The following is a 24,377-nucleotide window of genomic DNA, read 5'->3' as shown; positions in this document are numbered from 1 at the left end:
ATTGTTGCACCGAACTTGATGTGATCTTGAGGTCGGGCGCCACTTTCAGCAGCCGTAATAGCAGGGCTCCCGCGATATTCTGTGGACACTGGCGCGGGAGGTCCGCCTGGCACGTCCTGCAGGAACGGGACGGCTCGACGACGGACAAGGGGGATGGCCGACCGATGGACAGGGTGCTCTCCCACCTCACGCTCAACACGAGGCAGTTCCACGAACTGACCCTCCGGATGCGTGTCGTCCTGAGCCAGCTGCCGCTCTTCCTGACAGTCCTTCTCATCGTCGTCGGTGGCTTCCTGTTCCACCGGGACCTTTTGGCGAGCCAGGCCTTCCTGGTCGGTGTGGGACTGCAGGTCGTGCTGCTGGCGGTGTGTGTGCTCGTACCCTGGGACCGCCTGCCCCACGCCAGCTTCCTGGTCATCCCGCTCCTCGATTTCATCCCCATCGGACTCATGCGCCACGGGGCCGGCACGGTCATCACCGGTGTGGGCCTGCTGGCGGTGTTCCCCGTCATCTGGCTGGCGGCCTCCGGGCTCTACCCGCGCGCAGCCCTCGCGGTAGGCTTCCTGGCCTCGCTCGGCATCGTCTGGGCGCCCGTCTTCTTCGGCGGTGCAGCGGTCAACCTGGAGTCGCTGACCCAGTCCTTCCTCCTCCCGTTCATCATGCTCGCCATCGGCGTGACCATCCGTGTCATGACGGCGAGCATGATGGCTCAGCAGGCGGTCGTGGAGGAGAAGGATCGCGCGCTGCAGGGCCTCCTGGAGGAGAGCGCGCGGCGCGAGCGTCTGCTGGAGACCGTGGTCAACAGCGTGGACATCGGGCTGCTGGCCGTGGACGAGGCCGGCCGGCCCGTGCTCACGAACCGCAAGCTCGAGCACTTCCGGGCGCTCGCGGGCGGGACCGGCGACACCCCCGAGGCGGACCTCCAGATCTTCCAGCAGGACGGCCAGTCGGCCATGCCCGAGGCGCGGCGGCCGACGCGGCGCGCCGCCGAGGGCCAGGTCTTCTCCGATTACCTGCTCTGGTGGGGCGAACGGCCCCACCAGAGGGTGCTCTCGACGTCGTCGCGCCTGATGACGAACCAGGCCGGCTCCCGGGAGGGTTCGGTCGTGACGTTCAACGACGTCACCGAACTCGTCACCGCACTGAACGCGAAGGACGAGTTCGTGGCCACGGTGTCCCACGAATTGCGGACACCTCTGACCGCGATCCGTGGTTACCTCGAACTGCTCACCGGCATGCCCGATCTCCAGCCCGAGGTCGCCTCCGGCCTCGAGGTGGTGTCGCGTAATTCGGAGCGCCTGCACAAGCTCGTGGTGGACCTGCTCTCGACGGCCGAGGGTTCACCGGAGATCACGCCCGTTCCCACGGATCTGTCCGAACTGGTCGTCCAGCGGGTGGCCAACGCCCGGGAGCGCAACATCAACCCGCAGGTGCGCTTCGAGGACTTCACGGAGCCGGGCCTCGTGGCGTTGTGCGACGCGTCGCGGATCGGTCAGGTGCTCGACAACCTGCTCTCGAACGCCGTCAAGTACTCACCCGGCGGTGGACGCGTGACCGTCCGCGCTGCCGAGGTCGACGGCGAGGTGGAGTGCAGCGTGACGGACCAGGGCAGCGGCATGTCCACCGAGGAGCTCCGCGGTGTCTTCTCGAAGTTCTTCCGGACCTCGGCGGCACGCAATGCGGCCATCCCCGGGGTCGGGCTCGGCCTCGCCATCTCGAAGGCGATCGTGGAGCGCCATGGCGGCACCATCAGCTGCCGGAGCGTCGAGGGCGAGGGCTCGACGTTCACCTTCCGTCTTCCGCTCGCGTACGCCGGCCAGAACCAGCAGCTGCAGCCGCAGGAGCGGTAGGGGCCCGAGGAGGCCGACGCGCACTGCGCCCGCGTCAGCCTGCTGGGCCGAGGTCCACGGTCACGGTCGTGCCGCCGCCGGGCGTCTCCGTCAGGCTGATCGAGCCTCCGTGCGCCGCCGCGATCCGCGTGCAGGTCGCGAGGCCGATGCCGCTGCCTGCGGGATCCCCGTCGCGCTGCAGGCGCACGAGCGGCTCCAGCGCCCTGGTCCGGTCCTCCGCGGGGATGCCCCTGCCGTGGTCGATGACGCGCAGCACCTGTGTCTCGCCGGTGCTCGCGAGGACCTCGATCCGGGGGGGGCCGGCCCTCCGCCGAGTACTTGATGGCGTTGGAGACGAGGTTCTGCAGGAGTGCGGTGACCTGCGCCTGATCCACCGACAGCTGCGTGTCCTGGACAGTCACGACGGCGTCGTAGGCGCTGCTGAGCGGCAGGACGTCCTGAAGGACGGCGTTCATCATCGTGCCCAGGCAGACCGTCCGGCGGCTGATCGTCCCGCCGATCCGGGAGAATTCGAGGACCTCCTCGACGGTGGAGAGCATCCGGCTGGCACTGCCGCGGATGATGCTGAAGTAGCGCGCCGCGGGTCCCGAGGGTTCGACGTCGTCGTCCTGTTCGCTGAGTTCGGTGTAGCCCAGGATCGCCGTCAAGGGGTTCTTCAGGTCGTGGCTGACCCGCGCGGCGAAGCCCGCGAGGTCTTCGTTGCTGCGGCGCACCACCTCGAGGGCTTCGACGAGCTGGCGCGTCGTGAGCTGCAGTTCGAGGACCTCGACCACCTGCCGGGCGAGGATCTCGAGTCCCTCCCGTTGGTCGGGTCCGAAGCCGATCGCGCGGAGGGAGAAGACGCAGAGGGTGCCGAGCGCGTACCCGCTCCCGGTGATGAGTGGCACGGACGCGTACGACCGCACGTCCGCGATGCGGCCGTTGACGAAGGGGTTGTCGGCGAAGCGCGGGTCGAGGGACGCGTCGGCGAGCGCCGTGATGGAGCCGGACCGGAAGACCTTCGAGCACATCGAGTCCTCCCGGGAGCAGACTCCTGCGTTCACGCCCACGGCGGCGATCTGGTGCTGCTGGTCAGCGGTGATGATGTTGATGACGCCCGCGTCCATACCGCTGACCCGGACGGCGAGCTTCACGAGGTTGAGGAGCTCCGGGGGAGTCTCGTAGTCGCCCTCGTTCCCGGGGAGGCCGTCGGTCTCGCCGTAGGGAAGCCGGTAGTCCTGCAGGGCCGTCTGGCGGGCGAGCTCCTCCAGGTCCCACTCGTCGACATGAAGCACTGGCATGTATACCCCCGAAGAACTTTGAGACCGGTGTAGGTAGGTCCAACTATTACACGGGGCGTCACCCGCCGGTGCCGCCTCGCGCGAATGGTGCGGACGGGTGCGTCAGCCCAGTGCGCGCACGCGGAGGGCGAGGTACAGGTGGACGCGGTCCGCAGTGACCGCCGGGTCGTACCCGGTCAGTGTGACGACCTGCTGCAGCCGGTAGCGGATGGTGTTGCGGTGCAGGTCCAGGTCGGCGGCGACGGCGGCGACCGAGCCGTCGAGGTCGAGGTAGCGCTGGAGGGTGGCCAGGAGGCCCGCGCCGTGCGCCTCGTCGAAGGCCTCGAGGGGTTTCAGGGTCTCGCCGGCGAGGTCGGCGAGGGGTACGTCGGCGCTCGACATGAGCAGGGAGGTGATGCTCAGCCGGTCCGCGAGGTTCACGGACTGGCCGCGCTGCAGCGCCTCGCGTGCCTCGAAGTAGCTCCAGCGCAGCCCGTTCGGCTGGGCGTAGGTCCCGCCGACGCCGATGCGCGAGGTGAGCCCGGCACCGTGCAGGTACCGGCTCAGGTCCGCCGGCTCGGGTGCTGCGCCCGCCGGGAGGACGAGGACGAGCCGCTCGTCCACGAGTGCGGCGGCGGCACTGTTCCAGCCGTCGGGCAGGGGGAGCGTCCGCAGCGCACGGCGCTGCCCCGACGCGACGTCGACGATCAGCACGCTGTGCCGGGACGAGGTGTCGATGCCCGAACTGGCGAGCCTGGCTGCGGCTTCCGCCCCGGCGAGGGTGCCGCGCACCACGTCCTCCAGCAACTGGCCGGCCGCGGTCCGCGCTCCGGTGCGGTTCCTGGCCTGGTTGGTAAGCTCGACCGAGATCAGGCTCTGCGCGTAGTCGACGATCGCCGCATGCCCGTAGGGTTCCGCGATGGCGAGGGTGCACCGGTCCTTGAGTCCCGTGGCGATCGGGAGCCGGTGCCACTCGGGGGGATCGACGCGCGCCCGGGAAGGGTCCGGGGCACCCGCGATGCGCGCACCGTACTGGAAGAGGGCCACGTCGGTGCCGAGCATCCCGGCGAGTTCGCCGAGGAGGGAGCCGAGGCCTCCTGCCCCGAGCAGCGCCGATGCGAGGACGGCGTGCCCCTCCAGAAGGTTTTCGAGGCCCGCGTAGTGGTCCGCCGACAGGGCGTCGGCCACCTTCTTGCCGATGGCAATGAAGGGGGTCTCGTAGGGGACACGGAAGGCGGGCAGGCCGACGTCGTCCGCCTCCGCCAGCACGGCCGGCGGGATCCTCCGGTGGGTGAGGCCGACGCCGAAGCCGAGGGCCAGCGCTCCCGCCTCGTGCACCCGCTGCACGAAGGCGCGTTGCGCGGCTCCCGTCTTGAGCCGGACACCGGTGGTGAGGACCACCTCCGCGCCGTTGAGGAAAGGCCGGGGGTCCTCGAGTTCCGTCACCGCGACCCACTGGATGGAGGAGGCCGGGGCCTCGGAACGACCCTCCGCGACGAGTCCGAGTGCGGGATCGGAGAGGAGGTCGGGAAAGGTGATGGCCATGGAGCCAGCTTACGTGCGGCTGTGCCTTTGCACGGGCCCTTCCAGTATCTGCTGTGCAGATACACGTGGCGGAGGTTACCTCCTCCCGGTACCGTCGTCTCGATACCTGCGGCCGGTCGTATCCGGATTGCCCGCGGACTCCACCTCGTGAAAGGCACTGCAGCGTGGCTGAGACCCTTCAGAACTACATCGACGGCGTGTTCGTGACGCCGGCCGGGACCGAACTCCTGGACATCGTCAACCCGACCAACGGAGAAGTGGTGGCCCAGTCACCGGTCTCCACCCCCGCGGACGTCGATGACGCCATGCAGGCCGCGGCACGCGCCTTCACCACCTGGAAGCGGACCACGCCCAGCCAGCGCCAGCTCCTGCTGCTCCGGCTCGCCGACGCCGTCGAGGCCGCGAGTGATGAGCTCGTCGAGGCGCAGCACCGGAACACGGGCCAGGTGCGCGAGATGATCGCGGCCGAGGAGGTAGCCGCAGGAGCCGACCAGCTGCGGTTCTTCGCCGGCGCCGCGCGCATCCTCGAGGGCAAGTCCGCGGGCGAGTACCTCGAGGGCCACACGTCGTTCGTGCGCCGGGAGCCCATCGGTGTCGTCGCTCAGGTGGCCCCGTGGAACTACCCGTTCCTCATGGCCATCTGGAAGATCGGCCCCGCGCTCGCCGCCGGGAACACCGTCGTGCTCAAGCCCAGCGACACCACGCCCGAGTCCACCCTCGTGCTGGCACGCCTCACCCAGGGCATCCTGCCCGACGGCGTCCTGAACGTGGTGCTCGGCACGGGCGAGACCGGCGCTGCGATGATCGAGCACCCCGTGCCCGGTCTCGTGTCGATCACCGGATCCGTGCGCGCCGGGATCGCCGTCGCGACCGCCGCGGCCAAGGACCTGAAGCGGGCACACCTGGAGCTGGGCGGCAAGGCGCCCGCCATCGTCTTCGCCGACGCGGACCTCACGAAGACCGCCGAGGCGATCACGGAATTCGCCTTCTTCAACGCCGGCCAGGACTGCACCGCCATCACCCGCGTGCTCGTGCAGGAGGAGGCGCACGACGACCTCGTCGCCGCCATGGTCGCCCACACCGCCACCCTGAAGACGGGCAGTGAGGACGACTCCGAGAATTACTTCGGGCCGCTCAACAACATCAACCACTTCAACGCCGTCAACGCGGTCGTCGACGCGCTGCCCGCCCACTGCAGCATCGCGACCGGCGGCAAGCGCGCGGGGACCAAGGGTTACTTCTTCGAACCCACCATCATCACCGGCGCCCGCCAGGATGATCCCGTGGTGCAGCAGGAGACCTTCGGGCCGATCCTCACCGTCCAGACGTTCACCACGGAGGAGGAAGCGGTCGAACTCGCCAACGGCGTGGACTACGCCCTCGCCTCCAGCGTCTGGACCTCGAACCACGGAACCGCGATGCGCGTCTCCCGCGACCTCGATTTCGGCGCCGTGTGGATCAATACGCACATCATGCTCACCGCCGAGATGCCGCACGGCGGCTTCAAGCACTCCGGCTACGGCAAGGACCTCTCCATGTACGGCGTGGAGGACTACACCCGCATCAAGCACGTCATGAGCGTGCTGGACGTCTGATCGTCCCGTCTAGATAAGGAACTCCCATGACAACGTACGCAACTCCCTCCGGCGCGGTCGCGCCGAGCTTCCGGCTCGAGCAGAAGCGCCGCATCACCGGCGACTTCCCGGGCCCCAGGTCCACGGAACTCGCCGCCCGGCGCGCCGCCGTCGTCGCCAAGGGTGTCGCCTCGACCGTCCCCGTCTACGTCGCGGATGCCGACGGCGGCGTGATCCACGACGTCGACGGCAACTCCTTCATCGACTTCGGCTCGGGCATCGCCGTGACGACCGTCGGAGCCTCCGATCCCGCCGTCGTCGGCGCCGTGAAGGAGCAGGCCGAGCACTTCACCCACACCTGCTTCATGGTCACGCCCTACGAGGGCTACATCGCGGTCGCCGAGCAGCTCAACGAGCTGACCCCGGGCGACTTCGAGAAGCGCACCGTCCTGTTCAACTCGGGCGCCGAGGCCGTGGAGAACGCGGTCAAGGTGGCACGCCTGGCCACCGGCAGGGATGCCGTCGTCGCGTTCGACCACGCATACCACGGCCGCACCAACCTGACGATGGCACTGACGGCCAAGGCCATGCCCTACAAGACCAACTTCGGTCCGTTCGCCCCCGAGATCTACCGCGTGCCGATGAGCTACCCGTTCCGCGAGGAGAACCCCGCGATCACGGGGCCCGAGGCGGCGCAGCGCGCCATCACGATGATCGAGAAGCAGATCGGCGCCTCGTCGGTCGCCGCGATCATCATCGAGCCCGTGCAGGGTGAGGGCGGCTTCATCGTCCCCGCCGACGGCTTCCTCCCGGCCCTGGCCGAGTGGGCCAAGGCCAACGGCGTCGTCTTCATCGCCGACGAGGTCCAGTCGGGCTTCTGCCGCACCGGCGAGTGGTTCGCTGTGAACCACGAGGGCGTGGTGCCGGACATCATCACGATGGCGAAGGGCATTGCCGGCGGCTTGCCGCTCTCGGCCATCACGGGCCGCGCGGACCTGCTCGACTCCGTCCACGCCGGCGGCCTCGGCGGTACCTACGGCGGCAACCCTGTGGCGTGCGCCGCCGCGCTGGGTGCGATCTCCTCCATGAAGGAACAGGACCTCGCAGGCCGGGCCCGGCACATCGAGGCCCAGGTCACGGAGCGTTTCGCCGCCCTGCAGTCCGAGCTGGGAGACGCCAGTATCGTCGGTGAGCTCCGGGGCCGCGGCGGGATGCTCGCGATCGAGTTCGTGGAATCAGGGAGCAAAGCGCCCAACGCCGACGCCACCAAGGCGATCGCGGCACTGTGCCTGCGGGAGGGCGTCATCATCCTCACCTGTGGAACGTACGGCAACGTCGTCCGCCTGCTGCCGCCGCTCGTCATCACCGACGAGCTGCTGGCCGACGGCCTCGACGTGCTGACGAACGCTATCCGCACGGTGAACGCCGGCTGACCACCGAGCACGAAGAAGGCCCGCAGCGATGCTGCGGGCCTTCTTGTGTCGCAGGGCTGTCAGCCCACCGGGATGAGCGCCCGGAACTGCGGGTTCTCGGCCAGGAAGGCCTGTGCGTGCCTGCAGTAAGGGATCGGTGCGAGGCGGCGGCGGTGGGCGTTCAGCAGGGCCTCCCGCACGAGGACGGGCTCCAGACCGGAGCCGCGGTGGTCGGGACCGACGACGGTCTCCAGCAGGCGGATGCGTCCCGCCCGCATGTCGTACTTCACGTAGCCCACCATGGTGCCGTCGTGGAAGAGCTCGAAGCGCGAGCCCACGGGATTGTCGCGGAACTTCTCGCGCAGCTTCTCGCTCTCGGAGCGTTCGGCCGCCCGGGCCTCGCGGTCGGCAAGGGTCTCGACTACGGCTTCGTAGTCTTCCTGCAGGCCGAAGGGTGGGAAATCGGTGTCCAGCACGCGGTACAACTGGTTGCACAGGACGCGGAGCTCGCGGGTGGATACGGCGGACAGGTCGTGGGGGACATCAGGAATCACCGGGCCGAGGGCGGCGGGCGAGTCCGGCGCAGGGGCGAAGTCCACAGCGTCCAGGTCCGACCAGGCGCTCCGGGAGCCGTACTCCGCGTGCTGCGAGGGGGCTGGGGAGAGAGGGGCAACAGACATGACGAACCTCGAATGATCGACAAAAGGGGTAGGCCGTTGCTTGACCGTCCTCAGACCGTAACAGCTATCTCGGCATCCGTAAAGCTAGTTCTTCTAGCAATCAGCAGGCTCACGAGGTCTGACCCCGACATCCGGGGCGAGCCGCCTTCCGCTTGTCGGTCGTCCGCAGCCCGTCGATTCCGTCCCTTCAGGCCTTCGAGCGTCGAGCGATGACACAGCGTGTCTTCGCTCTGTCACGATGACATGCTATGTCATCGATTAGGGTAGGCGCATGAGTCGATGGGCACCGAATGCAGCGCTGCGCCTCGAACGCGCGGCACTCGAGCTCTTCGCCGAGCAGGGCTTCGCGGCGACCTCCGTACCCGAGATCGCCGCCCGCGCAGGTCTCACCACCCGCACGTTCTTCCGGCACTTCCCGGACAAGCGCGAGGTGCTCTTCCTGCTGGAGCGGGAACTCCCCGCCGTCCTCGCGCCCCTCGTGGCCGGCGCTCCCGCATTCCTGCCACCGCTCGGCATCGTGATGCACGGGTTCGAGGCGATGGCAGCCGGGCCGTTCGAGGGCTGGAGGCCGGCGCTGCAGGCCCGCCGCGCCATCATCGGCTCGGACCAGGGCCTGCGCGAACGCGAGCTGCTGAAGAACCACCTCCTCGCAGGAGTCATCACCGAGGCGCTCGCGGGGCAGGGCGTGGGCGGACGTGAGGCACGCCTGGTGGCGCACTACGGCGTCCTGGTGTTCGGGATCGCGCTGGCCGACTGGCTCGACAGCGACAGCGGCATGTTCTCCGACGTGCTGCACTCCACGGCGTACCGGATGGGACAGCTCGTCCGTCCCGCGCGCCAGGACGACTAGAAACTCAGGGCGACTAGCGCCTCAGGACGAATAGGCCGCCAGCTGCTGGCGCAGGCCGGCGATCATGCCGTCGAGCCCTGTGCGGAAGGCGGCGTCGGCAGCGCCTTCGGGGCCTGTAGAGTCGGTGGCTCGGCGCACGGCGGCGGTGAAGACGGGGAACTGGTGGGCGAGGGTGCCCGAGTCGAAGATGTCGCCGGGTGCGGCGACGTCGAGCGCCGAGCCATAGATGAAGGACTCCAGGGCCACGATCGCCGGGACGATCCGGTCCTCCGGCCAGCCCGCCCGCAGGAAGCCCTGGGCCACCTCCTCGTACATGCGCAGGGTCTCGGCGGCATCCGTCACGGGCAGGACGGCGATGACGGGGATCAGGGGTGCGTGTCGCGCGAAGACCTCCCGGTAGGACCAGGCCCACTGCCGGACGGCCTCGTCCCACGGCTCGTCGGTGAACGCGCTGAAATCCACCATGGTCATGACGTGGTCCTGCACCCACCGGAGCACTTCCTGCTTCGACTCGGCGTGGTTGTAGAGGGCCGAGGGTGCCACGCGCAGCCGGCGGGCGAGGGCCGACATGGTCAGCCCCTCGTAGCCCTCGGCGGCGATGAGGTCGAGGGCCGCCGCGGTGATGCGGTCCCTCGACAGGACGCTGCGTGGAGGCCGCCCCGCTCGCCGGGGTGCCGATGAAGCTGCGGTCATGGATCCTGCTCCCTGTTGCGGTGGCGTTAACTCTACGGGCGCGCCCTTCCCTCCGACGGCACCCATGGCTATAGTAGGGCGAAATAATGAACGCCATTCATTTAGTGGCCTGCGTCATGCAGGCCCGGGAGGAACACGTGAAGATCATCGAGCGCGACGTCGTCGTCATCGGAGCGGGGCCGTCCGGCCTCACCGCCGCACGGGAACTGAGGAAGGCCGGCCATACGGTCGCCGTCGTCGAGGCACGGGACCGGGTGGGCGGAAGGACGCACACCGACGTCATCGACGGCGCCGTCGTCGAGGTCGGGGGCCAGTGGGTCTCCCCGGACCAGACCGCCCTCATCGGGCTCCTCGACGAACTGGGCCTCGGGACGTTCTCCCGCTACCGCGAGGGCGACTCCGTCTACATCGGCCCTGACGGGAGACCGGTCCGCTACACCGGGGAGATGTTCCCCGTCAGCGACTACACACGGGAGGAGATGGAGCGCCTCATCACCCTCCTGGACCGTCTCGTGGCGGAGGCGGGACCCGAAGCGCCCTGGAACCACCCCGACGCCCGCGCCCTCGATACCATCTCCTTCCACCACTGGCTGCGGCAGCAGTCGGACGACGAGGAGGCCTGCAACAACATCGGCCTGTTCATCGCCGGCGGCATGCTGACCAAGCCCGCCCACTCCTTCTCCACGCTGCAGGCGATCCTCATGGCAGCGACCGCAGGCTCGTTCTCGAACCTCGTGGACGAGGACTTCATCCTCGACAAGCGGGTCATCGGCGGCATGCAGTCCGTGTCCGAGCGCATGGCCGCGGAACTGGGGGAGGACGTGATCCTCTCGAGCCCGGTCCGCACCCTCCGGTGGAGCGGCATGGACGGGCGCGACGGGGTGACGGTGGTCTCGGACACGGCGACGGTCAACGCGCGGTACGCCGTCGTCGCCGTTCCGCCCAACCTCTACTCGCGCATCAGCTACGAGCCGCCGCTGCCGCGCCGGCAGCACCAGATGCACCAGCACCAGTCGCTGGGGCTCGTGATCAAGGTGCATGCCGTCTACGCCACGCCGTTCTGGCGCGAGGAAGGCCTCTCCGGAACCGGGTTCAGCGCCGACTCGATCGTCCAGGAGGTCTACGACAACACCAACCACGAGGACCCGCGCGGCACCCTGGTCGGCTTCGTCTCGGACGAGAAGGCCGACGCGATGTTCGAACTCGCCCCGCACGAGCGCCGTGAACGGATCCTCGCCTCGATCGCCGGCTTCCTCGGCCCACAGGCGCTCGAACCCGAGGTGTACTACGAGTCCGACTGGGCCTCGGAGGAGTGGACGCGCGGCGCATACGCGTCGAGTTACGACCTCGGCAGCCTGCACCGCTACGGACGCGACCAGCGCACGCCGGTCGGACCGATCTACTGGTCCTGCTCGGACATCGCGGCCGAGGGCTACCAGCACGTCGACGGCGCCATCCGGATGGGGCAGCGCACCGCCGCGGCCATCCACCGTGCGCTCGCCACCGGACTGCAGCCCGCGGCGTCCGGCCGGGAATCCTGACGGTGCGCTACATCGTCGGCTATACGGCGGACGAGCGCGGGCACGACGCCGTCTGCCTGGCCGTCGCCCTGGCGCGCCGGCAGGACGCCACCCTGGACCTCGTCCTCGTCACGCCCGAGCACTCGCCCTACGCCGGGGCCTACCCGCCGGGCAAGGGCTTCGACAGCCTCCTGTCCGAGCAGATGCGGGAGTGGATGGACCAGGGGCTCGCCCTCGTGCCCGACGACGTTTCCGCACGCGGCGTGGTCGTTCGGGCCGAATCGAACGCGGAGGGCCTCATCCAGGCGGCCGAGGACACCGAGGCGTCCCTGATCGTGATCGGCGCGAGTTCACGCGGGCTCGCCACGCGGTTCAATGTCGGCAATGTGGCGCGCAGCCTCCTGCACGCGTCCCCGGTGCCGGTGGCCCTGGCCCCCCGGTCCTACCGGCGCACCGATCCCGCCACCCGCCTCACCTGCGCCGTCGGGCGGAGGGCGGGCGCCGACGACGTCATCTCCATCGCCGTCTCCTCGGCCCGCCGCCGCGGGCTGCCCCTGCGGCTCGTGTCCCTCGTCTCGCTCGACGCCGGGCCGGACTCCATCGGGGCGGAGGACGAGGCGAACCGGCGGCTCGCGGAGGCGGCGTCGTCCCTGGCGGCAGGTGGACGCGTCAGCGTCGAGACCGCGCGAGGCGCCTCCGTCGAGGAGGCCATCGAGGCCCTCGCCTGGGACGAGGGGGAGGTGCTGCTCGTCGGATCGAGCCGCCTCGCGCAGCACATGCGCATCTTCCTCGGCTCCACGGCCAACAAGATCCTACGTACGCTGACCATCCCCATGGTCGTCGTCCCGCGTACGTACGCAACGCCCGGCACCACTTCCGGACCGGGCGCCTTACCCACAGAGGCGGACGCATGAGTATCGACGAGACAACACAAAGGGGAACAGGACTCAGCAGCAAGGGCCTGGACTCCGGGACCGTAGGCCTGCTGGGCGCCGTCGTGATCGGAGTGTCCTCCGTGGCCCCCGCCTACACCCTGACCGCAGCCCTCGGCCCTACCGTTGCCGAAGTGGGGGTCAACCTCCCGGCCATCTTTCTGGTGGGCTTCATCCCCATGCTGCTCGTGGCCCTCGGCTACCGCGAGCTGAACAACTCCATGCCGGACTCCGGGACGTCCTTCACCTGGGCCACGCGGGCCTTCGGGCCCTGGATCGGCTGGATCAGCGGCTGGGCGAGTGTCGCCGCCACCGTGATCGTGCTGTCCAACCTCGCCGCCGTCGCGGTGGACTTCTTCTACCTGATGCTCGCCCAGCTGCTGGATGACCCCGCCATCGCGGACCTCACGCTGAACCTGCCGGTGAACATCGCAACGACACTCGTGTTCATCGCGCTCGCCTGCTATGTCTCGTACCGCGGGATGGAGGCCACCAAGACGGTCCAGTACGTGCTCGTCACCTTCCAGCTCGTGGTCCTCGCCTGGTTCGCCATCGCAGCCTTCCTCCACGTCGCCGACGGCACCGCCTTCGACGCGACGCCCATCAGTGCGGAGTGGTTCAACCCGTTCGCCGTCGGATCCTTCTCCGCCTTCGCCGCAGGCGTCTCGCTCTCGATCTTCATCTACTGGGGATGGGACGTGACCCTCACGATGAGCGAGGAGACCACCAACCCGAAGAAGACACCGGGCCGCGCGGGCGCACTGACCGTCTTCGTCATCGTCGTCATCTACCTCACGGTCGCGCTCGCGACCCTCGCCTTCGCAGGCGTGGGCGAGGGCGAACTGGGGGCGGGCAACCCGGACAACCAGGAGAGCATCTTCGCGACCCTCGCAGGTCCCGTCATGGGCCCCTTCGCCATCCTCATGTCCATGGCCGTGCTCAGCTCCTCGGCCGCGTCCCTGCAGTCCACGTTTGTCTCCCCGGCGCGCACGCTGCTGGCGATGGGCCACTACAAGGCCCTGCCCGAGGGCTACGGGCGGATCAGCCCCCAGCACAAGTCGCCGAGCTTCGCGACCGTCGCCGCCGCCCTCGCCGCCGCCGGTTTCTACGTGTTCACCCGGCTGGTCTCCGAGAACGCCCTCTGGGACACCATCACGGCCCTCGGCCTGATGATCTGCTTCTACTACGGCATCACCGCCCTGGCGTGCGTCTGGTACTTCCGGGCGCAGGCGTTCTCGAGCATCCGCCACATGTTCTTCCGGTTCCTGGCACCGCTGCTCGGCGGCGTGATCCTGCTGGTCATGTTCTTCAAGACGGCCGTCGACTCCATGGACCCCGAGTACGGTTCCGGGTCGGAGCTGTTCGGTATCGGCATGGTGTTCATCCTCGGCATCGGGGTCATCCTGCTCGGAGTGGTGCTGATGCTGGTGTGGGCACGGATCAATCCGGCCTTCTTCCGCCAGGAAGTGATCACCCAGGGGACCGCCCCCGCGGAGTAACGGACTGGGAACAACGGACCGGAACAGCTGGCCGGAACAGCTGGCCGGAACAGCTGGACGGGGCGGCACGGCCGGAGGCGCTGCGGAGGAATGGATCGACTCCGCGGCGCCCCCGACCGTGCCGTCCCCGTGTCCGCGGGGGGACTGCCCAGGTGGCCGACGAGGGGGGCTGATCGTGACCGGCGCCGGCACCGGCCTGCCGCGTCGCTCTCCCGCAGTCATCAGGGCGGGTAATGCCGTCACAATAGGGTGCCGATGCCCCCGCGCATGCCTACTATTCGGCCATGGAAGGACGCGATGAACGGGCAGGAAGCGATTCCCGCCGCGCCGCGCTCGACGCGGTCGAGGAGAAGGCGGCCGCGATGTGCCGCAGCGAGCAACTGGTGTGCCGTGTCCTCGCCCGCGAGATCGACCCCGGGATGGAACCGGCCGCCTACAGTGTCCTGACCGCAGTGCGCATCGCCCGGGCGTGCAGGGTCACCGATCTCGCGGCGACGCTGGGCATGAGCAAATCCGCAGTGAGCGGACATGTGGCGGCGCTGCAGCGGCTGGGCCTCGTGGAACGCCGCAGGACCGGCGACGACGAGCGTTCCCACCCGGTGGCACTGACCGAGGAAGGCATGCGCAGGGTGGAGCGTGCACGCGGGGCCCGGCGCAGGGCCTTCCGCCGGCAGCTCGAGGGCTGGAACCAGGCCGACGTCGTCGACCTCGTCGGCCTGCTGTCACGCTTCAACGCGGCATACCTCGGCGCGGAGGGCGCCATGCCCGGCGCGTCTGCGCGGCTTCCGCACCCGGACTGACCGGAGGGCGCCACCACGCAGAGGACTGCCCGGGAAGAGGCCCGTCCTCAGGCCGCCGTCGCGGCCGGTTCGGGGGTCTTCGCGGGCCGTGGCTGACGGCGGACGGTCCGCAGCATGTCGACGGTCAGGAGGATGAGGCCCGTCCAGACGAGGCCGAAGCCGATCCACCGCTCGAAGGGCATCTCCTCGTGGAGGACCAGGAGTGCGAGAACGAACTGGAGCACGGGGGCGAGGTACTGCAGGAGCCCGATGGTGGTCAGCGGCAGGCGGCGGGCCGCAGCACCGAAGAAGATCAGCGGGACGGCGGTGATGACGCCCGATGCGGCCATGATCCAGAAGTGACCCACCCCTTCGGTCACCAGGGTCGCATCACCGGTGGACCCGAGCCAGAGCATGACCGCCGCTGCGATCGGCGCCAGGGCCGCCGTCTCGATGCTGAGGCTCGTCACGGCGTCCACGCGCGGGCCCACCTTCTTCTTCGCGAAGCCGTACAGGCCGAAGGAGAAGGCGAGGGACAGGGCGATCCAGGGCACGGCCCCGTACCCGACGGCCAGGACGACCACCGCCAGCAGACCCATGCCGATCGCCGTCCACTGCAGCGGCCGGAGCTTCTCGCGCAGCACGATCACGCCCAGCAGCACCGAGACGATGGGATTGATGAAGTAGCCCAGGGCGGCCTCGATGGCCTGTCCCGTGGTGACGCTGTAGGTGTACACGAACCAGTTGACGGCGATCAGGAGCGCCGCGACCGCGAGCGTCCCGACGATCCGCGGGGTGCGCAGGGCGTCGAGCACCGGCCGCCAGGAGCGCAGGACCGTCAGGAGGAGCGCGCAGAAGAGCAGGGACCAGAGCACGCGGTTGGCGACGATCTCGATCGGACCGGCCGGCGCCAGGACGAGGAAGTACAGCGGCAGCAGACCCCAGAGCCCGTAGGCGCCGATGCCGAAGAGGATGCCTACCGAGTTCTCGCTCCTCGCGGGCCGCTGAGTCTTGTCGCCTGTTCCAGTCACGAGGGCGGGAACCCGCCCCGACCGGGCTTTATTCCCTCCCGACCTGCGCGCGGGAGACGCGTGCGCCGACGAGATCCCTGCCACTGATTTCCGCGGTGCTGCGTGCAGGCATTTAGAATAGGGAAGCGTGCGCTTATTCTGCGCCGCGCTATCCACCAGGAGCATCCCGGGAAGAAGGCTAATCAGTGTCTACCTCAGCTGCGGCACGACCGCTGCGGGTCGCGATCATCGGCGCCGGTCCGGCAGGCGTCTACGCTGCCGACATCCTGACGAAGTCGAACGAGGTCCAGGGCGGCGATTTCGCCGTCAGCATCGATCTCTTCGACCAGTACCCGGCACCCTATGGCCTGATCCGTTACGGGGTTGCTCCTGACCACCCCCGCATCAAGGGCATCGTGAACGCCCTGCACAAGGTGCTGGACCGCGGGGACATCCGCTTCCTCGGCAACGTCAACTACGGCCGGGACCTCACGCTCTCCGATTTCCGCCGCTTCTACGACGCCGTGATCTTCGCGACGGGCGCCATCCGGGACGCCGACCTGGACATCCCGGGCATCGATCTCGAGGGCTCCTTCGGAGGTGCCGACTTCGTCTCCTGGTACGACGGCCACCCCGATGTCAGCCGCGACTGGCCCCTCGAGGCGAAGGAGGTCGCGGTGATCGGCAATGGCAATGTCGCACTCGACGTCGCGCGCATCCTGTCGAAGCACGCCGACGACCTCCTCTCCACCGAGATCCCGGACAACGTCTACCAGGGCCTGAAGTCCTCGCCGGTGACCGACGTCCACGTGTTCGGCCGGCGCGGGCCGGCCCAGGTGAAGTTCACCCCGCTCGAACTCCGCGAACTCTCCCACACCCGCGACGTCGACATCGTCCTCTACCCCGAGGATTTCGACTTCGACGCGGGCTCGGAGGAGCAGATCGCGACGAACAACCAGACCAAGACAATGGTCAAGACCCTCACCAACTGGCTGGTGGAGGATGAGCCGACGGGTGCCTCCCGGCGCCTGCACCTCCACTTCCTGCACTCGCCCGTGGAGATCCACGACTCACCCGAGACGCCCGGCAAGGTCGCAGGCATGAAGTTCGAGCGCACGGAGCTGACCGGGGACGGCAACGTCCGCGGGACGGGCGAGTTCATCGACTACCCCGTCCAGGCCGTCTACCGGGCCATCGGGTACTTCGGCTCGGAACTGCCCGAGGTGGGGTTCGACGACAAGCGCGGCGTCATCCCGAACGAGGGCGGACGCGTCATCGACGAGGACGGCAGGCCCGTCCCGGGGATCTACGCCACGGGATGGATCAAGCGTGGGCCGGTGGGACTCATCGGTCACACGAAGGGTGACGCCCTGGAGACGATCGGCTTCCTCCTCGAGGACCGGCTCAACCTGCCACCCGCCGAGGACCCGTCCGAGGACGCGATCATCAACCTCCTCTCGGAGCGCGGCGTGCGGTACACGACGTGGGAAGGCTGGCTCAAGCTGGACGCCCACGAGCTGAAGCTGGGAGCGAACTTCGTGAACACGTCGGGCAACGCGGAGCTCGTACGCGAGCGCGTGAAGCTCGTGCCGCGTGAGGACATGGTGGCCATTTCTCGCGGCGAGTAGTCCCGCTACACTGTGGCCTGTCCCATCACGTCACGGGACGATCACGAAGCGGAGTGCCGATGTCGCCGTCCCGTTCCATCCCCGTAGCGGAGCTGTCCTCCGACGTCCTGCAGCGGAAGGCCCTCGCGGCCCATGAGGCACTGGGCCAGGGAGAGGGCGTGGACGGGGACCTGCGCGGCATCGTGCACGACTCCTGGCTGCGGTCACTGGCCCTCCTGCCGGATCCCGGCACGGCGCGCGCCCGGATGTTCTGCTCCGAGGAGGACCTCGAGGCGTACCGCCAGGGGCACCCACTCGCCGCGATCATGCCCGTCATCGACCGCCTGCTCGTGCAGCCGAGCCTCGAGTCGGGGATGCTCGTCGCGGTGGGGGACGAGAACGGCCGGCTGCTCTGGGTCGACGGGGATCGTGACCTGAGGCGCCGTGCCGAAGGCATGCTGTTCATGGCCGGCACGGACTGGTCCGAGGCGAGCGTCGGCACGAGTGCGCCGGGCACCGCACTGGCCCTGCAGCGCAGTGTCCAGATAGCGGGAGCCGAGCACTTCAGCCCCCTGGCCCACCCGTGGAGCTGTACAGCCGTACCCCTCCGTGACCCCGACTCGGGCACGGTGCTCGGCGTCATCGACATCACGGGAACGGCCGACGCCGTCGCCACCTCCACGCTGTCGCTCGTCGAGGCCGCAGTGGCCGCAGCCGAGGCGCACCTGAGCATCCACCGGCTCAGGAGCCGGCTGCCGGGGGCGAAGCGGCGCCGCTCGGCCTGTACCCCGGCGGCCCTCTATCGGAACAGCCTCCAGATCCTCGGCACGGATCACGGCATGGTGCATGCCGGAGGGGCGGCGCTGGAACTCAGTCCCCGCCACGCGGAACTGCTGACACTCCTGGCCCTGCACCCGGAGGGCCTGACCGCGGACCAGCTCGCCATCATGGTCTACCCCGAGGACGCATCGGTCACTACGGTCCGTGCCGAGATGCTGCGGCTGCGCAAGGTCCTGGCGGGGCACGGCGGTGGGATCGTTCCCCAGTCCCGGCCGTACCGCGTACCCACCGAACTGGTCGTGGACGCCGTCCAGGTCCTGAACTACCTCCACCGCGGCGCACACCGCATGGCGCTCGAGATCTACCGCGGGCCGGTGCTACCCCGCTCGCAGGCGCCGTCCATCGTGCGCCTGCGCGGCGAGGTCTCGGCGTTGCTACGGGACGCTGTCCTCAACGACGGGGCGCCGGACACGGTGCTGCAGTACCTTGCCCTCGCCGAGGCGGAGTACGACGCCGAGGCATGGCAGGTCGCGCTGCGGGTCCTGCCCGGGCGGTCCCCGAAGCGGGCTGCGGTCGTCGCGCACGTGGAGTGGCTCGAGGCGGAACTCTCAGCCGCACCGTAGTCCGGCTCAAGTTCTCCGAAATTTTGGTAGCGGATCCCGGTAATTCGTCGCGACCTGGCGGTGATCGGGCTACCGTTGTCCATGGTGACCTTCGATCCGGCGGGCAGAGCAGCCCTGCGGATGGACCACCAGACGCACCACTACAAGGGGAAATTCGTGACGCAGGCTGGCCAGCACCCGGGAACACCCGGGGTGCGTATCGTCCGTACCTCCCGCACGAGAATGAATGCAAGCCTGGCCATGGTGGTCTGCTTCGTCGGATTCCAGGGCATCGTCCCGCAGTCATGGGAAGCGGCGTCGGCCGTGACGACCGACGCACCGCGCCATTCCGCTGTCTCCCAGGGTGATGACGTTCCGACAGGGGTCGTGGGCTCGTCCCTGCTCGCACCGCTCGACAGTCTTGATGCGCTCGACGCGGCAGGTCCGCACAGGACGGCGGCCCCGAAACCCGCAGGAAGCGGAGCCGGCACGAACCCTGGTGCGACGGCCGCAGTCTCTCCGCAGCGACCGCCCGCGGGCAAGCTGTTCGCACCCCTCGACGAGCTCGCCCCGAGTTCCTCCTTCGGGTTCCGCATCAGCCCCATCACCGGGGAGGCGGGGGAATTCCACACGGGCCAGGACTACTCCGCCCCCTGCGGCACGCCGGTCTACGCGGCCGACGCCGGCACGGTGCGTGCCGTCGGGTGGCACCAGTGGGGAGGCGGCAACCGGGTCGAGGTCGATCACGGCAACGGCCTGATCACGAGCTACAACCACCTCCAGGGGATCTCGGTCGTGGAGGGGGACACCGTCAACAGCGGCGATCCCATCGCCGAAGTGGGCTCGACGGGTTCCTCGACCGGCTGCCACCTGCACTTCGAGACCATCCTCGACGGAGAACATGTCGACCCCGCGCGGTGGAAGCTGGTGTCCGCCCGGCATGGGGAGCGTAAGGGCGAGCTGAAGGACTACTCGCCGGTCGGCAGCAGTGCCGCGAACATCCCGGCCTGGGCGCAGTCCTCCACCCGCTCGGACCAGCAGGCACCCCTCACGGAACCCGGTGCGCTCCCCGTGGCATCCGGTCCTTCGGGAATCGTCGGAGCCGGGGGACAGCAGCCCTCCAGGCCCGCGACGCCGAACGTGCCCGGCTCGGCACCCCGAGATCCGAAACCGCCTGCTGTCGCTGGGAGTGGCGCCGCCAAGACCACCCCGAGCGCGCCCACGAAGCCCGGCAAGCCGGCCTCGACCGTTCCACGGGCCTCCAGCCCGTCCGTCCCGGCGACGACGACGAAGCCGACGACCCCGGCGACGACGACCCCGGTGAAGCCGACGACCCCGGTGAAGCCGACGACCCCGGTGAAGCCGACGACCCCGGTGAAGCCGACGACCCCGGTTAAGCCGACGACCCCGGTTAAGCCGACGACCCCGGTGAAGCCGACGACCCCGGTGAAGCCGACGACCCCGCCGGTCCCGCCCAAGTCGGCCCCGCCGAAGTCCAGCCCTTCGACGCCGCCGAAGTCGGACCCTTCCGGCCCGGACGCTACGAAGCCGGTGGATCCGACGCCGGCTCCCACCCCGGAGCCGGCTCCCACCCCGGAATCGACTCCCACCCCGAAACCGGCTCCCACCCCGGAATCGACTTCCAACCCGTCTCCTACCCCGACGCAGGATCCAAAGCCGGCTCCCACGCCGACCCCGGCTCCCACCCCGACACCGGATCCCACTCCGGATCCGGCCCCGACGACGGACCCCGCACCGGCTCCATCGTGCGATACCGATCCGTCGACGTCGGATCCGTCGGCAGATGGCGAGTCGACTCCGAATCCGTCGGCAGATGGTTCGACGACAACGGATCCCGCACCATCGAAAACCCCGACGCCCGCAGCGCCTGAACCCGTATCGGTTCCTTCCGCATCCGGCACGGACCCGACCACGGGAACTCCGGTATCGGGCACGGACCCGACCACGGGAACTCCGGTGCCGGGCACAGATCCAGTGCCGGGCACACCTCCGGCCGGGGGGACTGAAACGGCTCCGGGTGAGGAGACCGACCCTGCCGACCCGCCGTGCGGCGACCCCGAGGCCCCCGCTGATCCCGCGGCCGGCTCCGGTACCGAACCCGGCACCGAGCCTGGCACCGAGCCCGAGACAGTCTCCCCGGGGACGGACCCGTCCCAGCCGGTCGAGGGTGCGGCAGGCGCCACGCCCGGGCAGGGCTAGGCGCCGCTCGGGGCGCACCGGCCTGCACGACCGGTCCGGACATGCAACGTGGCTGCAACCATCCGGCTCCTACGCTGTCGATCAGGGACGACGACGTCCCGCATTCACGGAGTTCAAGGAGTTCGACAATGCCTGTTTACGCCCAGCCCGGCCAGGACGGTTCGAAGGTCAGTTTCAAACCGAGGTACGAGAACTGGATCGGCGGTGAATGGGTCCCCCCGATCAAGGGCCAGTATTTCGAGAACATCTCTCCCGTGACGGGCAAGAGCTTCTGTGAGGTTGCGCGCGGCACTGCGGAGGACATCGAGCTCGCGCTCGATGCGGCACACAAGGCCGCTCCCGCCTGGGGCAAGACCTCGGTCGCCGAGAGGGCCTCGGTCCTGAACCGCATCGCGGACCGTATCGAGGCGAACCTCGAAATGCTCGCGGTCGCGGAGACCTGGGACAACGGCAAGCCGGTGCGTGAAACCCTCGCCGCCGACATACCGCTCGCGGCCGACCACTTCCGGTACTTCGCCAGCGCCATCCGCGCCCAGGAAGGGCGCCTGTCACAGCTCGACGACGACATGACGGCCTACCACTACCACGAGCCGCTCGGCGTCGTCGGACAGATCATCCCCTGGAATTTCCCGATCCTCATGGCCACCTGGAAGCTCGCCCCCGCCATTGCCGCGGGGAACGCCGTCGTGCTGAAGCCGGCCGAGCAGACGCCGTCGTCCATCCTCGTCCTCATGGAGCTCCTCAGCGACATCCTGCCCGCGGGCGTCGTGAACGTCGTCAACGGGTTCGGTGTCGAGGCGGGCAAGCCGCTGGCCTCGAGCAAGCGCATCCGCAAGATCGCGTTCACCGGTGAGACGACCACGGGCCGCCTGATCAGCCAGTACGCGAGCCAGAACCTGATTCCTGTCACGCTGGAGCTCGGCGGCAAGAGCCCCAACATCTTCTTCTCAGATGTCGCGGACAGCAACGACTCGTTCTACGACAAGGCTCTCGAGGGCTTCGCGCTGTTCGCTTTCAACCAGGGCGAGGTCTGCACGTGCCCGTCCAGAGCCCTCGTGCAGGGCTCCATCTACGACTCGTTCATGTCCGACGCGATCGCCCGCGTGGGGAAGATGGTGCAGGGTAACCCGCTGGACACGGAGACGCAGGTGGGAGCCCAGGCGTCCAACGATCAGCTCGAGAAGATCCTGTCCTACATGGACATCGGCGCACAGGAGGGTGCGAAGGTCCTCATCGGAGGCGAGCGGAACGTGCTCGACGGCGACCTCGCCGAGGGCTACTACGTGAAACCCACGGTCTTCGAGGGTACCAACAGCATGCGGGTGTTCCAGGAGGAGATCTTCGGACCGGTCGTGTCCGTGACGCGCTTCGACGACTACGCCGAGGCCATGGAGATCGCCAACGACACGCTGTACGGCCTCGGTGCCGGTGTCTGGTCGAGGAACGGGAACGTGGCCTATCGTGCAGGCCGGGAGATCCAGGCGGGCAGGGTCTGGGTGAACAACTACCACGCCTACCCCGCCGGAGCAGCGTTCGGCGGCTACAAGTCCTCCGGCATCGGCCGGGAGAACCACGCCATGATGCTCGACCACTACCAGCAGACCAAGAACCTGCTGGTCAGCTACTCGGAATCCAAGCTCGGGTTCTTCTAGGAGATGCGATGACCGTCGAGGCCTCGGTGACCATCCCGGGGGAGGTCAGCTCCCGGGTGGCGCTGACGACGAGCGCCGTCGAACTGCTGGACAAACTGTGGCTCGTCCACGGGCCGCTGATGTTCCACCAGTCCGGCGGGTGTTGCGACGGTTCGTCGCCGATGTGCTATCCGGCGGGGGAGTTCCTCACCGCCGAGGCGGACATCCTCCTCGGCGTCCTCGACATCACCGCCGTATCGGGGCCTGCGGACGAGGCCGGCGGCGGAGACGCCGCCGGCCCGGCGGACGGCGACGCGCCCCGGCTCATCGAGTTCTGGATGTCCCGGGAGCAGTTCGAGTACTGGCGCCATACCCACCTCACCGTCGACGTGGTGCAGGGCCGGGGGAGTGGATTCTCCGTCGAAGCTCCGGAGGGCAAGCGGTTCCTCATCCGCTCGAGGCTGATGGGCTAGGGAAGGGGCCCGGGACCGTTTCCCGGGCCCCTTGCTCCGTCAGGAGTCATCCGGTGCCCGTGATCCTGGTGCTCCGGATCGACCGCCAGCACGATCCCGAGGAGATCGGTGAGGGCGTGGCCGAGCTTCGGATCCACGAGTTCGTAGCGCGAGCGTCTCCCCTCGGGAACGGACACGACGAGACCGCACCCGCGCAGGCACGAGAGGTGGTTGGACAGGCTCTGGCGGCTCACGCCCAGGGCCTCGGCCAGTTCACTGGGATACGCCGGCCCGTCGCGCAGGGCCACCAGGACCCGCACGCGTGTCGGGTCCGACAGAGCCGTTCCCACTCGCTCCAGTACCGATGTCGAGGTCGGGGTCTCCAGCATCAGTGACTCAACTCCGTCTCGTGGGGCACGTGGCCCAGCGGCTCGATCTGGAACGTGGAGTGGTCGATGCTCACGTCGAAGTGCTGGCCGACGCACTCCTGGAGCTGGTCGAGGACGGTGTGAGCCGAGCCGTCCCGATAGCAGCCGTCGTCGACGACGATGTGCGCCGTGAGCACGGGCAGGCCGGTGGCGATCTGGGTGATGTGCAGGTCGTGGACGTCCCGGACCTGAGGAAGGCGGGCGATGTGGGCGCGCACCTCCTCGAGGTCGATCCCGACCGGCGTGGACTCGAGGAGGACGTCGATCGTCTCGCGCAGCAGCGTCAGGGTGCGCGGGATGATGAGCGCACCGATGAGGAGGGCGACGAGGGCGTCCGCGCGCATCCATCCTGTCAGGGTGATGACGACGGCGGCGGCGATGACGGCCACCGACCCCAGAGCGTCGTTGAGCACCTCGAGGAACGCGGCCCTCAGGTTGAAACTGGCGGCGCGGTGGCGTGCAAGCAGGACGAGGGCGGCGAGGTTCCCGGCCAGGCCGACAGCGCCGAAGACGATCATCTCCGGTGCGGCCACGTCCTCGGGCGAGATCAGGCGGCGTACTCCCTCGATGACCACGTAGGTCCCTACCGCCAGCAGGAACGCTGCCTGGAGCAGTGCCGCGATGACCTCCGCGCGACGGAAACCCCACGAACGCCGAGGCGTGGCGGCGCGGACCGAGAGCGAGACGGCCCCGAGAGCCATCGCCAGGCCGGCCGCGTCGGTCAGGACGTGCACCGAATCGAAGAGCAGCGCCAGGCTGCCGGTCCACAGCGCCCCGATGACCTGAAGGACGAAGACGCAGAGCGTGATCACGAGCGCGCCGACCAACGGCTTGCGGCCGGCTGCCGCGCCGGGGGCGTGGTGGTGGTGCGAACCCATGAGGAGATAGTACAGCGGTGGATGAACACCGGCCCCGGCGGTGGAAGTCGCTGGTTCACTGATTTCCGCGGTCGCCGGGCTTCCACCCCGGGGACGGTGTCGATCGAGCAGGGGGGGCTGCCATGTCAGATCCACCTCAAGCATCCTTACGGTCCATCACCGGAAAGGACGGTCCT

The 24,377-nt window shown here is 68.9% G+C and carries 19 protein-coding genes and 2 pseudogenes; 13 read left to right on the top strand and 8 right to left on the bottom strand.

Annotated elements, in window-relative coordinates; all coding sequences use genetic code 11:
* The first annotated feature begins 164 nt into the window (after positions 1-164).
* On the top strand, positions 165-1,850 hold the full coding sequence (locus ACX80I_RS12830; RefSeq protein WP_459345507.1) for a sensor histidine kinase: 1,686 nt from the start codon (positions 165-167) through the stop codon (positions 1,848-1,850).
* Between the two features lie 554 nt (positions 1,851-2,404).
* Here the strand turns inward: ACX80I_RS12830 and ACX80I_RS12825 are convergent.
* Both ACX80I_RS12825 and ACX80I_RS12820 read right to left on the bottom strand, forming a co-directional pair.
* A pseudogene (locus ACX80I_RS12825) lies at positions 2,405-2,956 on the bottom strand (GAF domain-containing protein); the annotation flags it as partial.
* A 276-nt stretch (positions 2,957-3,232) separates the two neighbouring features.
* A complete protein-coding gene (locus ACX80I_RS12820; RefSeq protein ID WP_459345506.1) occupies positions 3,233-4,654 on the bottom strand; it encodes a PucR family transcriptional regulator in 1,422 nt (473 codons plus the stop codon).
* 164 nt (positions 4,655-4,818) lie between these two features.
* Here ACX80I_RS12820 and ACX80I_RS12815 point away from each other — a divergent pair, with 164 nt between their 5' ends.
* On the top strand, positions 4,819-6,249 hold the full coding sequence (locus ACX80I_RS12815) for an aminobutyraldehyde dehydrogenase (protein WP_459345505.1): 1,431 nt from the start codon (positions 4,819-4,821) through the stop codon (positions 6,247-6,249).
* 26 nt (positions 6,250-6,275) lie between these two features.
* Positions 6,276-7,661 carry a 4-aminobutyrate--2-oxoglutarate transaminase gene (gabT, locus tag ACX80I_RS12810; protein ID WP_459345504.1) on the top strand — a complete coding sequence of 462 codons (1,386 nt, stop codon included), beginning with the start codon at positions 6,276-6,278 and terminating at the stop codon, positions 7,659-7,661.
* Between the two features lie 59 nt (positions 7,662-7,720).
* Here gabT and ACX80I_RS12805 read toward each other — a convergent pair whose 3' ends face one another.
* Positions 7,721-8,320, bottom strand: coding sequence for a GNAT family N-acetyltransferase (locus ACX80I_RS12805; protein WP_459345503.1), 600 nt, complete (start codon positions 8,318-8,320; stop codon positions 7,721-7,723).
* Positions 8,321-8,591: 271 nt separating this feature from the next.
* On the opposite strand from ACX80I_RS12805, the gene ACX80I_RS12800 reads away from it, so the two are divergent.
* Complete coding sequence (locus ACX80I_RS12800; protein ID WP_459345502.1) at positions 8,592-9,170, top strand: TetR/AcrR family transcriptional regulator; 579 nt, start codon at positions 8,592-8,594, stop codon at positions 9,168-9,170.
* 21 nt (positions 9,171-9,191) lie between these two features.
* Here ACX80I_RS12800 and ACX80I_RS12795 read toward each other — a convergent pair whose 3' ends face one another.
* Positions 9,192-9,863 carry a TetR/AcrR family transcriptional regulator gene (locus tag ACX80I_RS12795; RefSeq protein ID WP_459345501.1) on the bottom strand — a complete coding sequence of 224 codons (672 nt, stop codon included), beginning with the start codon at positions 9,861-9,863 and terminating at the stop codon, positions 9,192-9,194.
* 86 nt (positions 9,864-9,949) lie between these two features.
* Here ACX80I_RS12795 and ACX80I_RS12790 point away from each other — a divergent pair, with 86 nt between their 5' ends.
* The 4 genes from ACX80I_RS12790 (at position 9,950) to ACX80I_RS12775 (ending at position 14,614) form a co-directional block, all read left to right on the top strand.
* Complete coding sequence (locus ACX80I_RS12790) at positions 9,950-11,404, top strand: flavin monoamine oxidase family protein (protein ID WP_459345500.1); 1,455 nt, start codon at positions 9,950-9,952, stop codon at positions 11,402-11,404.
* 2 nt (positions 11,405-11,406) lie between these two features.
* Positions 11,407-12,297 carry a universal stress protein gene (locus ACX80I_RS12785; RefSeq protein WP_459345499.1) on the top strand — a complete coding sequence of 297 codons (891 nt, stop codon included), beginning with the start codon at positions 11,407-11,409 and terminating at the stop codon, positions 12,295-12,297.
* Positions 12,294-13,814: an APC family permease gene (locus ACX80I_RS12780; RefSeq protein ID WP_459345498.1), complete on the top strand. Its 1,521-nt coding sequence runs from the start codon at positions 12,294-12,296 to the stop codon at positions 13,812-13,814. Before ACX80I_RS12785 ends, ACX80I_RS12780 begins: the two co-directional genes overlap by 4 nt.
* Before the next feature lie 284 nt (positions 13,815-14,098).
* Positions 14,099-14,614, top strand: coding sequence for a MarR family winged helix-turn-helix transcriptional regulator (locus ACX80I_RS12775; RefSeq protein WP_459345497.1), 516 nt, complete (start codon positions 14,099-14,101; stop codon positions 14,612-14,614).
* Positions 14,615-14,661: 47 nt separating this feature from the next.
* Here ACX80I_RS12775 and rarD read toward each other — a convergent pair whose 3' ends face one another.
* On the bottom strand, positions 14,662-15,624 hold the full coding sequence (gene rarD / locus ACX80I_RS12770; protein WP_459345496.1) for an EamA family transporter RarD: 963 nt from the start codon (positions 15,622-15,624) through the stop codon (positions 14,662-14,664).
* A 185-nt stretch (positions 15,625-15,809) separates the two neighbouring features.
* On the opposite strand from rarD, the gene ACX80I_RS12765 reads away from it, so the two are divergent.
* The 3 genes and pseudogenes from ACX80I_RS12765 to ACX80I_RS12755 all read left to right on the top strand — a co-directional run.
* Positions 15,810-17,231, top strand: coding sequence for an FAD-dependent oxidoreductase (locus tag ACX80I_RS12765; RefSeq protein ID WP_459345495.1), 1,422 nt, complete (start codon positions 15,810-15,812; stop codon positions 17,229-17,231).
* A gap of 59 nt (positions 17,232-17,290) precedes the next feature.
* Positions 17,291-18,613 carry a GAF domain-containing protein gene (locus ACX80I_RS12760; protein WP_459345494.1) on the top strand — a complete coding sequence of 441 codons (1,323 nt, stop codon included), beginning with the start codon at positions 17,291-17,293 and terminating at the stop codon, positions 18,611-18,613.
* Positions 18,614-18,694: 81 nt separating this feature from the next.
* Positions 18,695-19,444: pseudogene (locus ACX80I_RS12755) on the top strand (M23 family metallopeptidase); the annotation flags it as partial.
* Positions 19,445-19,560: 116 nt separating this feature from the next.
* On the opposite strand, the gene ACX80I_RS12750 reads toward ACX80I_RS12755, so the two are convergent.
* A complete protein-coding gene (locus ACX80I_RS12750; RefSeq protein WP_459345661.1) occupies positions 19,561-20,238 on the bottom strand; it encodes a hypothetical protein in 678 nt (225 codons plus the stop codon).
* Between the two features lie 702 nt (positions 20,239-20,940).
* Here ACX80I_RS12750 and exaC point away from each other — a divergent pair.
* Both exaC and ACX80I_RS12740 read left to right on the top strand, forming a co-directional pair.
* Positions 20,941-22,464, top strand: a complete 1,524-nt coding sequence (gene exaC / locus ACX80I_RS12745; RefSeq protein ID WP_459345493.1) for an acetaldehyde dehydrogenase ExaC — start codon at positions 20,941-20,943, stop codon at positions 22,462-22,464.
* Between the two features lie 8 nt (positions 22,465-22,472).
* On the top strand, positions 22,473-22,916 hold the full coding sequence (locus tag ACX80I_RS12740) for a DUF779 domain-containing protein (protein ID WP_459345492.1): 444 nt from the start codon (positions 22,473-22,475) through the stop codon (positions 22,914-22,916).
* Here the strand turns inward: ACX80I_RS12740 and ACX80I_RS12735 are convergent.
* Both ACX80I_RS12735 and ACX80I_RS12730 read right to left on the bottom strand, forming a co-directional pair.
* Complete coding sequence (locus tag ACX80I_RS12735) at positions 22,913-23,284, bottom strand: ArsR/SmtB family transcription factor (RefSeq protein WP_459345491.1); 372 nt, start codon at positions 23,282-23,284, stop codon at positions 22,913-22,915. The genes ACX80I_RS12740 and ACX80I_RS12735 overlap by 4 nt on opposite strands.
* On the bottom strand, positions 23,284-24,201 hold the full coding sequence (locus ACX80I_RS12730; protein WP_459345490.1) for a cation diffusion facilitator family transporter: 918 nt from the start codon (positions 24,199-24,201) through the stop codon (positions 23,284-23,286). The genes ACX80I_RS12735 and ACX80I_RS12730 overlap by 1 nt, the downstream gene beginning before the upstream one ends.
* Between the last annotated feature and the right edge of the window lie 176 nt (positions 24,202-24,377).

This window comes from Arthrobacter rhamnosi (assembly GCF_054510855.1).
Note: the sequence above shows the minus strand (reverse complement) of the source record. Positions and strands in the feature narration are given on the sequence as shown.

Coding starts and splice junctions, on each gene's coding strand:
- ACX80I_RS12830 (WP_459345507.1), top strand. CDS start 165: ATGGACAGGGTGCTCTCCCACCTCACGCTCAACACGAGGCAGTTCCAC.
- ACX80I_RS12805 (WP_459345503.1), bottom strand. CDS start 8,320: ATGTCTGTTGCCCCTCTCTCCCCAGCCCCCTCGCAGCACGCGGAGTAC.
- ACX80I_RS12780 (WP_459345498.1), top strand. CDS start 12,294: ATGAGTATCGACGAGACAACACAAAGGGGAACAGGACTCAGCAGCAAG.
- ACX80I_RS12795 (WP_459345501.1), bottom strand. CDS start 9,863: ATGACCGCAGCTTCATCGGCACCCCGGCGAGCGGGGCGGCCTCCACGC.
- ACX80I_RS12790 (WP_459345500.1), top strand. CDS start 9,950: ATGAACGCCATTCATTTAGTGGCCTGCGTCATGCAGGCCCGGGAGGAA.
- exaC (WP_459345493.1), top strand. CDS start 20,941: ATGCCTGTTTACGCCCAGCCCGGCCAGGACGGTTCGAAGGTCAGTTTC.
- ACX80I_RS12775 (WP_459345497.1), top strand. CDS start 14,099: ATGGAAGGACGCGATGAACGGGCAGGAAGCGATTCCCGCCGCGCCGCG.
- ACX80I_RS12735 (WP_459345491.1), bottom strand. CDS start 23,284: ATGCTGGAGACCCCGACCTCGACATCGGTACTGGAGCGAGTGGGAACG.
- ACX80I_RS12800 (WP_459345502.1), top strand. CDS start 8,592: ATGAGTCGATGGGCACCGAATGCAGCGCTGCGCCTCGAACGCGCGGCA.
- ACX80I_RS12820 (WP_459345506.1), bottom strand. CDS start 4,654: ATGGCCATCACCTTTCCCGACCTCCTCTCCGATCCCGCACTCGGACTC.
- ACX80I_RS12760 (WP_459345494.1), top strand. CDS start 17,291: ATGTCGCCGTCCCGTTCCATCCCCGTAGCGGAGCTGTCCTCCGACGTC.
- gabT (WP_459345504.1), top strand. CDS start 6,276: ATGACAACGTACGCAACTCCCTCCGGCGCGGTCGCGCCGAGCTTCCGG.
- ACX80I_RS12730 (WP_459345490.1), bottom strand. CDS start 24,201: ATGGGTTCGCACCACCACCACGCCCCCGGCGCGGCAGCCGGCCGCAAG.
- ACX80I_RS12740 (WP_459345492.1), top strand. CDS start 22,473: ATGACCGTCGAGGCCTCGGTGACCATCCCGGGGGAGGTCAGCTCCCGG.